This window comes from Nocardia sp. NPDC057227 (genome assembly GCF_042669725.1).
In the GTDB taxonomy this organism is placed as follows: Bacteria; Actinomycetota; Actinomycetes; order Mycobacteriales; family Mycobacteriaceae; genus Nocardia; species Nocardia asteroides_A.
Map to the genome: position 1 here is coordinate 21,314 of NZ_JBHUXA010000019.1, position 11,288 is coordinate 32,601.

An 11,288-nucleotide genomic window follows, 5' to 3' on the forward strand; every position below is an offset into this window, starting at 1 on the left:
CGGCACATATATGGGGCGTCTTTTTACGTGGGCTACGTGAGTTCCTGCCAGCGGCGCACCGCACGGGCGAGCTGGTGCCGCGTGGGGTCATGTTCCCGGACAATGGGGAGAATATCGGTGCGCTCAAAATCCACGTCACGCGACACGGGATCGACGTGCCCGGCTGCGTGGCGTCCCGGATCATCGCGCCAGCCGACATAGTGGAGAAGCCACCATACCGCGGCGCAGATGGCGAGCAGGGCCAGTCCGACTGTCCACCACATCACGGCTCCCAGAGGGCGGCACAGGGGATGACGGGCAGCTCGTCGGTGACGTGGTCGTCGACCGTGATCACCGCATCCGGTACCCAGTCTCGGAGGACGCCTTTAATCTCGGCGGCCGCGGTGTCGCTAATGCGGTAGTCGAAGATCGGCCCGCGGGCGTATCTGATCCGGATGTGTCTATCCACGTCCATCACTCCCAGTCGTCGCCCGAGTTGGGTTCGGAAAGATGAGCGAGCGCTGCTAAATGAAGGACGCACGTGTCGCCCGGCGGGTGCTTGTGCCAGCCCATTATCAGCTCGGCCTCGGCACGGGTTAAATGTGTGGGATCAAATGCGCAATCAAGCCATCGTTCATCTATCGTGACCATGCCGCCCCTGCTCCTCTGCTGTGCCTGTAGGAGGGCGGCCGACTCCCGCGAAGGGGGAAACGGTAACCGAGGAATCGGCCGACCCGAGGGTCAGTAGACAGCTTGGTTGCTCGCCGGAATACTAGAAATGGGTCATCCACGGTAACTAATCCATCGTTCCAGCAATCCGCCCACGTTTAGGGTAGAAATGGCAGCCAGCGAGAAAGGTGCACAGCCCGTATTCGCAGGTAGAGGCGTCCAGAAAACCCCGAACAAGCCATCCAGAAAACAGAGGGAATCCCACCCACATGCCGAGACCGAAGAAGCCGCCGACCACGATCCCGCGCCGCCAGCTCGGCCGCTATCTACGCGACCTTCGCCAGGAGGCCGGGCTATCGATCCAGACCGCTTCCCGGCTGATCGAGCGCGGGGCGGGCACGTTGCAGCGCCTGGAGAAGGGCGAGGCCGGGCGGATTCGCCAGCTGGATATCCAGGCGTTATGCCAGATCTACGACGCGCAGGACAAGCTTCCGGGGCTGCTGGAGCTCGCGAAGGTCGCGGCGTCGAACGACGGTGACGGTCTGTGGTGGTACGAGTACAGCGACACCATCCGAGCGGACTTCGAGCTGTACGTCAGTCTGGAATCCGCAGCGACCAAGCTGACGGTCTACCGACCTGACATCATCAGTGGGCTATTCCAAACTCCCTCGTATGCCGAGGCTTTGGATGCGACGTACTACCCAGACATCACCGAAGACGAGTTGTCGCAGAGGGTCGGTGTGCGGCTCAACCGGCAGCGGATCATCACCAGGAAGCGCACACCGGTACACGTTGACCTGCTCCTGGACGAGAACGTGCTGCGGCGGATCGTCGGAAGCCGTGCCGTCATGGCCGCGCAGCTGCACCATCTGGCCAACCTGCCGGTGAACGTCACGATTGGCCTGCTGCCCTTCGCTGTCGGGTTCCCGCTCGGGGTGCCCACCGGGCCGTTCACCGTCTTGGACTTCGACCCATCTACAGGCGAGCGGGCGACGGTGTATGTGGAAGGTTTCCAGGGCAGCTTGTACTACGACCTGCCGGACTCGATCACCCGGCATCGGGAGTCCTTCGCCCGCCTGAAGGCGGTAGCGTTGAGTGCAGCAGACAGCAAGCAAGCGCTCCGGCGCGTAGCGAGGGAGTACGAGCGATGAGTGCAGACCTGTCCGACGCGCAGTGGTTCAAGAGCAGCCACAGCGGCGGGGGTGCCGATTGTGTTGAGGTCGCGCACCTGGACGCAGGCAGGGTCGGCGTCAGGGACTCCAAGAACGTGGCCGGCGGGGCGCTGGTGTTCGGTCCGAGTGAGTGGGCGACGTTCCTCGACGGCATCAAGGGCGACGTGATCGACCCGTCTTGATCCCACGTACAACCGAGCCCCGGCCGTGTTGGTCGGGGCTCGCTGGCGTTTGGGGCAGGAGTTGGCCGCGGATCTGCGAATGTTTTCCACAGCTCGACCTCTGGCCGTTGGGATCAGTGCATGCTTCATGTGTGAAAAGGCATCGCAATTTGGTTAGAAGCTTGCTATTACCACTCAACCGTTACAACGCGTCCGCTGTAGCACGATCCACCCAGGTGGAATAGCTCTCGATACACCACTCCACCGGCACAGCGGTGACCTCGGGGCTGTCCCAGGTGTGCAACTCGGCTACCCGCGCTGCCAAACGGTCACGAACACGGTCCGAAGTACGGAAGGTGATCCGCCACTCCTGTCCTTCGCCGAGTTCACCCGAATGCCAGAAAACTGAGGTAGATGGACCTGTGATCTCAGCGCTCGCCGCAAGTTTCCCGGCAACCAGATCGCGGGCCAGCGATTTCGCCTCGGCTTCCGTTGGTGTCGTAGTGCTGACCGATCAAACCTGGACCGCTGTCATGCCCTGAGAGTATCTGTCGACGCAGCGCCCGCTCAGTACAGCGGGAAACCCTGTGCGGCGAGCTGGTCGCGCAACCTGTCCCGACCCTTGAGCGCGGCGACCGAACCGAGCCGGGTGAGGACACGCTCGACCCAGGAGTGCGCCAGGTTCTGTTCGGCGTAGAACTCGGCGATCCGGCCCTCGTACTCGGCGATCCGCTCGTTCTGCCCGGCCGGCTCGTAGGTCTCGCTGTGCAGCACCGCGGCCTGCGGAAGCCGCGGCTTGACCCTGGCACCCTCGCCCGGGTCGGGGGTGCCGACCACGAGCCCGACCACCGCGAAGACGCCAGGGGGCAGCGCGAGCTCGGCGGCCACCTCCTCCGGGTGGTTCCGGATGGCGCCGATGTACACCGTCCCCAACCCCAGCGATTCCGCCGCGACCAGCGCGTTCTGCGCGGCCAGCGCCGCGTCCAGGAACGCGACGTAGCTGGACTCCAGGTAGTCCGCGCCGTCCAGCGGGACCTCGCGCTCGGCGGCGAGCCCGCGCAGCCGCGCCAGGTCGGCGGTCCAGACCAGCAGCAGCGGCGCCTGCCGGATCTGCTCCTGGTCCCCGGCGAGCCGGGCCAGCCGCGCCTTGCGCTCCGGGTCGCGCACCGCGACCACGCTCCACACCTGCAGGTTGGAGGAGGTCGGCGCGGACTGCGCGGCCGAGACCAGCAGGCGGAGCACGTCGTCCGCCACCGGGTCGGGCAGGTAGCGGCGCACCGAGCGGTGCTCGTGCAGCACCTGGAGCACCGGGTTCCACTCCGGCGGCGCACCGGCCGCTGGGTCGCGGTAGCGCTCGGCCACCACCTGATCCGGGGACGCGATCTGGGTCATCCCGATATCGTCGCGCCCGGAACGCGCCCGGTCAGCGATTGGCCGCAGCCTGAGCAGAACGCCCGGTACGGATCGTGCAGCGGAACTGAAAGAATCCGGAAGAACAGCTTGGTTGTTTGCCGGATTTCCGCTGTGCACCATCGCAACCATGTCATCCCACAGATTCCGGCGAGCGGGCACGCTGCTCGCCGCCGTCGCGCTCGTCGCCGCCGCGCTCAGCGGCTGCGCGGCCTCGGGCACCAAGGTCGCCGCCGGCGACGACGGCGGCACCCCGGTGCCAGGCGGCACCCTGCGCTTCGCGGTGCTCGACGCACCGGCCAACCTGGACCCGCACTCCGGCGGCTCCTACCCGGAGTCGCTGATCACCAGCAACACCGCGGACAAGCTCACGTACCAGAACCCGGAGACCGGCGAGATCGAGCCGTGGCTCGCCCGCTCCTGGGAGATCGATCCGACGCTGAAGCAGTTCACCTTCAAGCTGCGCGACGACGTCACCTTCAACGACGGCAGCAAGTTCGACGCCACCTCGGTGAAGGAGAACTTCGACCTGCTCGGCCGCGGCAACAAGGAACTCGGCGTCGTCCCGGTGACGGCGTACTGGGTGGGCTACGTGAACACCGAGGTCGTCGACCCGTACACCGCCAAGGTGATCTTCGACCGGCCGAGCGCGGGCTTCCTGCAGGCGCTCTCGCACTACTTCTCCGGCATCGTCGGGCACTCGACGCTGCAGCTGCCGAAGGGTGAGCGGGCGCTGGCGCAGAACATCGTCACCACCGGCCCGTTCACCGTCTCCGAGCACATCTACCAGCAGCGCACCGTGCTGAAGAAGCGCCCCGGGTACAACTGGGCGCCCGCCAGCCGCAAGCACAACGGCGAGGCGTACCTGGACACCGTCGAGATCGCCGTCATCCCGGAGGCGGGGGTGCGCACCGGCGCGCTGCGCTCCGGCCAGGTCGACGCCATCCTCGACGTGAACAACACCGACGAGGCGCCGCTGGCGAACGAGGGCTACCGGATCGTGCCGCAGCTCATCCCCGGCCGCGACATCGCGCTCGACCTCAAGACCGACCTCTTCCCGACCAACGAGCTCGCCGTCCGGCAGGCGATCAAGCTCGGCTGGAACCGGGACGCGCTGGCCAAGACGGTGCTCACCCCGAGCTACGCGCTCTCCAGCTCGGTCGTCTCCAAGCGGGTGCCCGGCTACACGGACTTCTCCGCGCAGCTGAAGCAGGACCGTGCCAAGGCGGAGCAGATCCTGGACGACGCCGGCTGGCGCAAGGGCGACGACGGCATCCGGGTCAAGGACGGCAAGCGGCTGGAGCTGCAGTTCCTCGGCATCAACAACCTGGTGAACAACAAGCCCGCCTACGAGCTGATCCAGCAGGACCTGCGCAAGATCGGCATCGACCTGCGGCTCAACGTGCTGCCGATCCCGGACTACACCGCCGCCGCGACCCAGCAGCAGAAGTGGAACGTGCAGGCCTTCAACACCAGCCGCGGCGACATCGCGGTGCTGGAGCAGACCTACTCGCCGCAGTACAACAACGCCGCCAAGCTCGGCCCGGACAACCCGGCGCACGCGAAGGCGATCGAGGTGCTGAGCGCGCTCAGCGGCACCCTGGACAAGGACGCGCGGGCCAAGGCCGCCGAGGCGGCGCAGCGCTTCCTGCTGGACGACCAGGTGCTCACCGTCCCGGTGTACAACCCGGCCCAGGTGACCGCGGCGGCGCCGAAGGTGCACAGCGTTGGATACGAGGCGCAGTCGCGCAACGTCTTCTACGACACCTGGATCGAGCAGGGATAGTGGCCGTGCTCAGGTATCTGGCGGCGAAGGTCGCCCAGGCGGTGTTCGTGGTGTGGGGCGCCTACACGGTGACCTTCGTGCTGCTCTACGTCCTGCCCTACGACGCGGTCGACCTGCTCTTCGACCCGAACGAGAGCGAGATGATCTCGGCGGCGGACAAGGCGAACGCGCGCGAGTACTACGGCCTCGACGGGCACCTCGCCGGCCAGTACCTGAGCAGGCTGCTCGATGCCGCGCAGGGCGACTTCGGGGTCTCCACCCGCAGCGGCGAGCCGGTCTGGCCGCTGCTGCTCTCGGTGCTGCCGCAGACCGCGGTGCTCTCCGGGCTCGCCCTGCTGCTCGCGGTGCTGCTCGCCTTCGCGATCGCGCTCACCGCGGCCTGGACCCGGAGCAGGCGGCTGGCGAACTTCATCGCCACGCTGCCCGCGGCCGGTGTCTCGGTGCCGGTGTTCCTGGTCGGGCTGGCGCTGCTGCAGGTCTTCTCGTTCCAGCTGGGCTGGTTCCCGCCGATCGGCAACGGCGGGCTGGACACCCTGATCCTGCCCGCGGTGACGCTGGCCATCCCGGTCGCGGCGCCGATCGCGCAGCTGCTGGTGAAGAACCTGGAGGAGGGGCTGCGCGCCGGGTACGTGACGGTGGCGGTGGCCAAGGGGAGCACCCGCTGGCGGGTGCTCACCAGGGACGTGCTGACCAACGCCGGCCTGCCCGCGCTCACCATCGCCGGGGTGACCTTCGGGAACCTGCTGGCGGGCACCGTGATCGTGGAGACCGTGTTCTCCCGCTCCGGGCTGGGCAGGCTCACCGAGACCGCGGTGCGCACCCAGGACGTCCCGCTGGTGCAGGCGGTGGTGGTCTTCGCCGCGCTGGTCTTCGTGCTGGTGAACCTGGCGGTGGACCTGATCTACCCGGTGCTGGACCCGCGGCTGCGGGCCCGCTTCGCGGTCGGCGCCGCCCCGGCGGAGAAGGCCGCGACCGCGGCCGACAGGGAGGACTGAACGATGGCGGTATCCGACCTTCCCGCTCCGGCCTTCGCGCCGCCGCGGATCCCGGGCGCGGTGCGCCGGGTGGCGCGCGCCGCGGTGGCCGCGCCCGGCCTCGCGCTGGCCTGGCTGATCGTGCTGGTGGTGCTGGCCTGGGCCGTCGTGCCCTCCTGGTTCACCGCGCACGACCCGAACGAGGGCGACTCCGACGCCAGCTTCCTCGGGCCGAGCCTCGCGCACCCGTTCGGCACCGACCGGCTCGGCCGCGACCTGCTGGCCCGCGCCATCCACGGCACCGGGACCACGGTGAGCGCGACGCTGCTCGCGGTGGCGATCGGCTTCGTGCTCGGTGCGTTGGTCGGGCTGTTCAGCGGCTTCGTCGGGGGCCGGGTGGACGCGGTCGTCATGCGCTTCGTCGACATGTTGCTCGCCATCCCCGGGCTGCTGCTCGCCATGACCGTGGTCACCGCGCTCGGCTACGGCACCGTCAATATCGCCATGGCCGTCGGTATCTCGGCGGTGGCCGCGTTCGCCAGGGTGATGCGCTCGGCGGTGCTCAAGGTGACCGACACCGACTTCGTCGAGGCCGCCTACGGCTCCGGCGCCGGGTTCGGCCGGGTGGTGTTCCGGCACGTGCTGCCCAACTCGCTCTCCCCGGTGCTGGCGCTGGCCGCGCTGGAGTGCGGGTCGGCGGTGCTCGCCGTCGCGGCGCTCGGCTTCCTCGGCTACGGCGCCCCGCCGCCGCAGCCGGAGTGGGGGCTCGCGGTGGCCGAGGGCCGCGACTACCTCGCCACCTACCCGTGGATCTCGATCCTGCCCGGGGTGCTCATCGCGGTGGTCGTGTTGTCCACCAACCGGATCGGCCGATCGTTGGGAGAGCAAAAGTGACAGTCCATGACCAGCCCCTGCTGCGGGTTGCCGACCTGGCGGTCGAGTACGCCACCCCCGGTCGCGGTGCGCCGGTGCGCGCGGTGAGCGGGGTCTCGCTCACCGTGCGGCCGGGCGAATTCGTCTCCGTGGTCGGTGAATCCGGGTCGGGCAAGAGCACGACCGTGCACGCCGCGCTGCGGCTGCTCCCCGGCAACGCCACCGTGCGGGCGCGGGCGCTCGAACTCGGCGGGGCGGAGATCTCCGGCTGGGGTGATCGCAGGCTGAGCACGCTGCGCGGGCCGTTCGCCGGGTTCGTGCCGCAGGATCCGGGGACCTCGCTGAATCCGGTCAAGCGGGTCGGGGTGCAGGTGGCCGAGGCGATCCGGCTGCACCGGAAGGTGAGCGCCGCCGAGGCGCGGCGGATCGCGCTGGCCAAGCTGGAGCTGGCCGGGTTGCGCGAGCCGGAGCAGATCTACCCGCGCTACCAGCACGAACTCTCCGGCGGGATGAAGCAGCGGGTGCTGATCGCCATCGCGCTCGCCAACGACCCGAAGCTGCTCGTCGCCGACGAGCCGACCTCGGCGCTCGACGTGACGGTGCAGAAGCGGATCCTGGATCACCTCTCGGCGCTGCGCGGCGAGCTCGGGTTGGGCGTGCTGCTGGTGACGCACGATCTCGGCGTCGCCGCGGAGCGCTCGGACCGGCTCATCGTCATGCAGCGCGGGCGGGTGGTCGAGGAGGGGCCGGTGCGCGACATCCTCGCCGCGCCGCGCGAGGAGTACACCCGCGCGCTGATCGCCGCCGCCCCCGCCGCGCACCGGGGAAGGTTGGAGCCCGAGGGCGGCCGCCGCCCCGCGCTCGTCACGGGCGCGCCGGAACCCGCCGCGGCCGCTCCGGAGCCGTCGCCCCCGTCGGCCGAGGGCCATCGCGCTGCGGCGTGGCTGGCGAAAGCATCTGCGGGGCAACAGGGTTCGACGTCACTGCTGGAGGCGCGCGGGCTGACCAAGGCGTACGGCGGCGTGCGGGCGGCCGACGAGGTGGCCCTGTCCGTGCGCGCGGGCTCCACCCACGCCCTGGTCGGCGAGTCCGGCGCGGGCAAGTCCACCGTGGCCAGGATCGTGGTCGGCCACGGCACCGCCGACTCCGGCGAGCTGCGCTTCGACGGCGCTCCGGTGCCGATCACCGGCCGGGCCGGGCTCGCCCGGCGCCGCCCGCGCGACCTGCGCCGGGAGATCCAGTTCGTGCACCAGAACCCGTTCGGCTCGCTCGACCCCGGCTACACCGTCGAGCGGATCGTGTCGGAGCCGCTGCAGGCGTTCGGCATCGAGTCCGACCGGCGCCGCCGCCGCGAACGTGCCGCCGAGCTGCTCGACGCCGTCGCGCTGGAACCCGAGCACCTGCGGCGCCGCCCGGCCGAGCTCTCCGGCGGCCAGCGGCAGCGGGTCGCGCTGGCCCGCGCGCTGGCGGCCGGGCCGAAGCTGCTGGTCCTGGACGAGGCGGTCTCCGCGCTCGACGTCTCGGTGCAGGCGCAGATCCTGCGGCTGCTGGTCGAGCTGCAGGCGGCGCAGGGGCTCACGTACCTGTTCATCACGCACGACCTCGGCGTGGTCCGGCTGATCGCCGACGACGTCTCGGTGCTGCGCGCGGGCCGGGTGGTGGAGTCCGGCACCGTGGCCGGGGTCTTCGAGCGCCCCGAGCAGGAGTACACCCGCACCCTGCTTGCGGCGGTGCCCGGCGAGCGGGCGGTGCCGATCGCGGTCTGACCCTGGAGCCGGGCTGCACAGAATCGCCCTGATCGTAAGGATTTTCTCAACCCTCGCCGGACCGGACACTGATCTCCGACGCCAGCGAAACGAGGGTTCCATGTACGACATCCGGCGGCTGATCCTGCTGCGCGACCTCTCCGAGCGCGCCACCATGACGGCGGTCTCGGAGCTGCACGGGATCACCACCTCCGCGGTCTCGCAGCAGCTCCGGATCCTGGAGGACGAGGTGGGAACCGTGCTCACCCGCCGCGAGGGCCGGGTGCTCCGGCTGACCTACGCGGGGCGGGTGCTCGTGGACCACACGTCGCGGATCATCGCGGCGCTGGAGGAGGCCGAGTCGGCGGTGGCCGCCACCGCGGAGAAGGTGACCGGGGTGCTCACCCTGGCCACCTTCCGCACCGCGCAGACCCGGCTCGCGCTGCCCGCGGCGGCCCGGCTGATGGCCGAGTATCCGGGGCTCAAGGTCCGGGTGGTGGATCTCATGCCGGTCGAGTCGGTGCCCGCGGTGCGGCGCCAGGAGGTCGATCTGGCCATCACCTACGCCTACTCGTTCGGGACCAAGGACCTGCCGCTCGGGCTCACCTCGGAGTTCCTCTACAGCGACCCGCTGGTCCTGATCGCCCCCACCGGCCTGCGCGAACAGGCCCGCAAGCACGGCCTCGGCGCGGTGCGGGACGCGGACTGGATCGCCGCGCGGGACGGCGCGCCCTCGATCGCGTCGGTGATGTTCGCCTGCCGGGAGGCCGGTTTCGCGCCCCGGATCCAGCACCGCAGCGGCAGCTTCACCGCCATGGCGGAGATGGTGGCGCACGGCCTCGGGGTGGCGATCGTGCCGGAGATGTCGGTCTCGCCCGAGCACCGTTCGCTGGTCGCCTGCCCGATCGTGGACAGCACCCGCCGGATCGGGGTCACCTACCGGCAGGCCTCGGCCGAGCGGCCCGCGGTGGCCGCCGCCATCCGCACCCTGCGCACGGTGGCGATGCCGAGCCGGCTCGCCTCCTGACCCTCGCCGCCCGACCCGCCTGCCCCCGGGCAGCGCGGGAATTCCGTTGTGCCCATTCGCAACTCGGTCGAGAAAAACTGAACGATTGTCGTAGAACCGCTGCCTTGTTCGTGGAACGGATGACTTCCGATACTGGCGGCACTCGTCTCCGTACCCGCCGACCAGACGGAAGCCCATGACTCGATCACTGCACGTGAACATCTCGCTGCTGACGCCAGGCCACTTCCGCGGCGCCTGGCGGCTGCCCGGCAACGACCCGCGCGCCTTCGTGGACGCCGAGCACTTCCGCCGGCTCATCCAGCTCGCCGAGTCGGCCGCGCTGCACGCCGTCTTCGTCGGCGACAGCCCGGCGATCGCCCCCGACATCGCCAACGCGCCCGGGCTCGGCCTCGACCCGGTGGTCATGCTGGCCGACGCCGCCGCGAGTACCACGCACATCGGCGTGATCGCCACCGCCTCCACCACCTTCGAGCAGCCCTGGTCGCTGGCCAGGCGCTACCTCAGCCTCGACCACCTGACCGGCGGCCGGGCCGGCTGGAACGTGGTGACCACCCAGCAGGCCGCCGCGGCGGCGAACTTCGGCTGGGACGAGCACCCGGACAAGGAGCTGCGCTACCGGCGGGCGGCGGAGTTCGTCGAGGTGGTGACCGCGCTGTGGGACGGCTGGGAGCCGGACGCGCTGCTCGGCGACCCCGCGGGCAGCTTCGCCGACCCCGGGCGCATCCACCCGCCCGCGCACCGCGGCGAGTTCTTCGCGGTGGCGGGCGCGCTGCCGCTGCCGCGCTCGCCGCAGGGCAGGCCGCTGGTGGTGCAGGCGGGCGCCTCACCGGGCGGCAAGCGGCTCGCCGGGCGCACCGCCGACCTGGTCTTCGCCGCCGCGCAGACCCCGGAGCTGGCCCGCGCGCTGCGCACCGAGCTCCGCGGCCACGCCGCCGACGCCGGGCGCGACCCGGAGTCGATCCGGGTCTCCACCGGGCTGGTGGTGGTGATCGGCGGCACCGAGGCCGAGGCGAAGGAGCGCGAAGCCGAGCTGCGGCAGACGATTCCGGTGCGGCCCGCGCTGGAGCAGCTCGCCGCCCAGCTGGGGCTGCCTGCCGGCTCGCTGGACCCGGAGACCGTGCTCACCCCGGAGATCGTCGGGGAGGCGGCGGCGCGCTCGGCCGGGTTCGGCGCGGGCACGCTGGCGCTGCTGCGCCAGCGGCCGCACACCGCGCTGGAGCTGGTGCACCGCTTCGCCGGCGGCGCCGGGCACCGGCTGGTGGTCGGCACGCCGGAGCAGGTGGCTGCCGGGATCGCGGAGTGGTTCGAATCCGGCGCCACCGACGGTTTCACCGTCATGCCCGGCGATATCGGCGCCGATTTCCCCGCCTTCGTCGAGCACGTGGTGCCGGAGCTGGTGCGGATCGGCGTCTACCGCGGCGAGTACGCGCACGAGACCCTGCGCGGCAACCTCGGGTTGCCCGCGCCCGAGACGACAACCGCCGGAGTGTGA

Annotated in this window: 11 protein-coding genes and 1 pseudogene; 8 read left to right on the forward strand and 4 right to left on the reverse strand. The window is 70.3% G+C overall.

The annotated features are described in order from the left end of the window. Window positions 1-32 precede the first annotated feature (32 nt). Window positions 33-263, reverse strand: a complete 231-nt coding sequence (locus ACFUJ1_RS24015) for a hypothetical protein (RefSeq protein WP_378648997.1) — start codon at window positions 261-263, stop codon at window positions 33-35. Then, on the reverse strand, window positions 263-454 hold the full coding sequence (locus tag ACFUJ1_RS24020; RefSeq protein WP_378648999.1) for a hypothetical protein: 192 nt from the start codon (window positions 452-454) through the stop codon (window positions 263-265). Before ACFUJ1_RS24020 ends, ACFUJ1_RS24015 begins: the two co-directional genes overlap by 1 nt. 463 nt (window positions 455-917) lie before the next feature. Here ACFUJ1_RS24020 and ACFUJ1_RS24025 point away from each other — a divergent pair, with 463 nt between their 5' ends. Next, a complete protein-coding gene (locus ACFUJ1_RS24025; protein WP_378649001.1) occupies window positions 918-1,799 on the forward strand; it encodes a helix-turn-helix domain-containing protein in 882 nt (293 codons plus the stop codon). Next, complete coding sequence (locus ACFUJ1_RS24030; RefSeq protein ID WP_378649003.1) at window positions 1,796-2,002, forward strand: DUF397 domain-containing protein; 207 nt, start codon at window positions 1,796-1,798, stop codon at window positions 2,000-2,002. Before ACFUJ1_RS24025 ends, ACFUJ1_RS24030 begins: the two co-directional genes overlap by 4 nt. Before the next feature lie 181 nt (window positions 2,003-2,183). Here the strand turns inward: ACFUJ1_RS24030 and cutA are convergent. After that, window positions 2,184-2,480 (reverse strand): annotated as a pseudogene (gene cutA / locus ACFUJ1_RS24035) (divalent-cation tolerance protein CutA); the annotation flags it as partial. Window positions 2,481-2,548: 68 nt separating this feature from the next. Beyond that, window positions 2,549-3,373 carry an NADPH-dependent oxidoreductase gene (locus ACFUJ1_RS24040; RefSeq protein ID WP_378649005.1) on the reverse strand — a complete coding sequence of 275 codons (825 nt, stop codon included), beginning with the start codon at window positions 3,371-3,373 and terminating at the stop codon, window positions 2,549-2,551. Between the two features lie 148 nt (window positions 3,374-3,521). On the opposite strand from ACFUJ1_RS24040, the gene ACFUJ1_RS24045 reads away from it, so the two are divergent. The 6 genes from ACFUJ1_RS24045 (at window position 3,522) to ACFUJ1_RS24070 (ending at window position 11,288) form a co-directional block, all read left to right on the forward strand. Next, window positions 3,522-5,177: an ABC transporter substrate-binding protein gene (locus ACFUJ1_RS24045; protein WP_378649007.1), complete on the forward strand. Its 1,656-nt coding sequence runs from the start codon at window positions 3,522-3,524 to the stop codon at window positions 5,175-5,177. Next, window positions 5,177-6,172, forward strand: coding sequence for an ABC transporter permease (locus ACFUJ1_RS24050; protein ID WP_378649009.1), 996 nt, complete (start codon window positions 5,177-5,179; stop codon window positions 6,170-6,172). The genes ACFUJ1_RS24045 and ACFUJ1_RS24050 overlap by 1 nt, the downstream gene beginning before the upstream one ends. Window positions 6,173-6,175: 3 nt before the next feature. Beyond that, a complete protein-coding gene (locus ACFUJ1_RS24055; protein WP_378649011.1) occupies window positions 6,176-7,045 on the forward strand; it encodes an ABC transporter permease in 870 nt (289 codons plus the stop codon). Further along, complete coding sequence (locus ACFUJ1_RS24060; RefSeq protein ID WP_378649013.1) at window positions 7,042-8,790, forward strand: dipeptide ABC transporter ATP-binding protein; 1,749 nt, start codon at window positions 7,042-7,044, stop codon at window positions 8,788-8,790. The genes ACFUJ1_RS24055 and ACFUJ1_RS24060 overlap by 4 nt, the downstream gene beginning before the upstream one ends. Window positions 8,791-8,890: 100 nt before the next feature. Next, a complete protein-coding gene (locus ACFUJ1_RS24065; protein WP_378649015.1) occupies window positions 8,891-9,796 on the forward strand; it encodes a LysR substrate-binding domain-containing protein in 906 nt (301 codons plus the stop codon). Between the two features lie 175 nt (window positions 9,797-9,971). After that, the gene (locus ACFUJ1_RS24070) at window positions 9,972-11,288 is read left to right on the forward strand and encodes an NtaA/DmoA family FMN-dependent monooxygenase (protein ID WP_378649017.1); all 1,317 of its coding nucleotides are present in this window, start codon (window positions 9,972-9,974) and stop codon (window positions 11,286-11,288) included.

Coding starts and splice junctions, on each gene's coding strand:
- ACFUJ1_RS24015 (WP_378648997.1), bottom strand. CDS start 263: ATGTGGTGGACAGTCGGACTGGCCCTGCTCGCCATCTGCGCCGCGGTA.
- ACFUJ1_RS24020 (WP_378648999.1), bottom strand. CDS start 454: ATGGACGTGGATAGACACATCCGGATCAGATACGCCCGCGGGCCGATC.
- ACFUJ1_RS24025 (WP_378649001.1), top strand. CDS start 918: ATGCCGAGACCGAAGAAGCCGCCGACCACGATCCCGCGCCGCCAGCTC.
- ACFUJ1_RS24030 (WP_378649003.1), top strand. CDS start 1,796: ATGAGTGCAGACCTGTCCGACGCGCAGTGGTTCAAGAGCAGCCACAGC.
- ACFUJ1_RS24040 (WP_378649005.1), bottom strand. CDS start 3,373: ATGACCCAGATCGCGTCCCCGGATCAGGTGGTGGCCGAGCGCTACCGC.
- ACFUJ1_RS24045 (WP_378649007.1), top strand. CDS start 3,522: ATGTCATCCCACAGATTCCGGCGAGCGGGCACGCTGCTCGCCGCCGTC.
- ACFUJ1_RS24055 (WP_378649011.1), top strand. CDS start 6,176: ATGGCGGTATCCGACCTTCCCGCTCCGGCCTTCGCGCCGCCGCGGATC.
- ACFUJ1_RS24065 (WP_378649015.1), top strand. CDS start 8,891: ATGTACGACATCCGGCGGCTGATCCTGCTGCGCGACCTCTCCGAGCGC.
- ACFUJ1_RS24070 (WP_378649017.1), top strand. CDS start 9,972: ATGACTCGATCACTGCACGTGAACATCTCGCTGCTGACGCCAGGCCAC.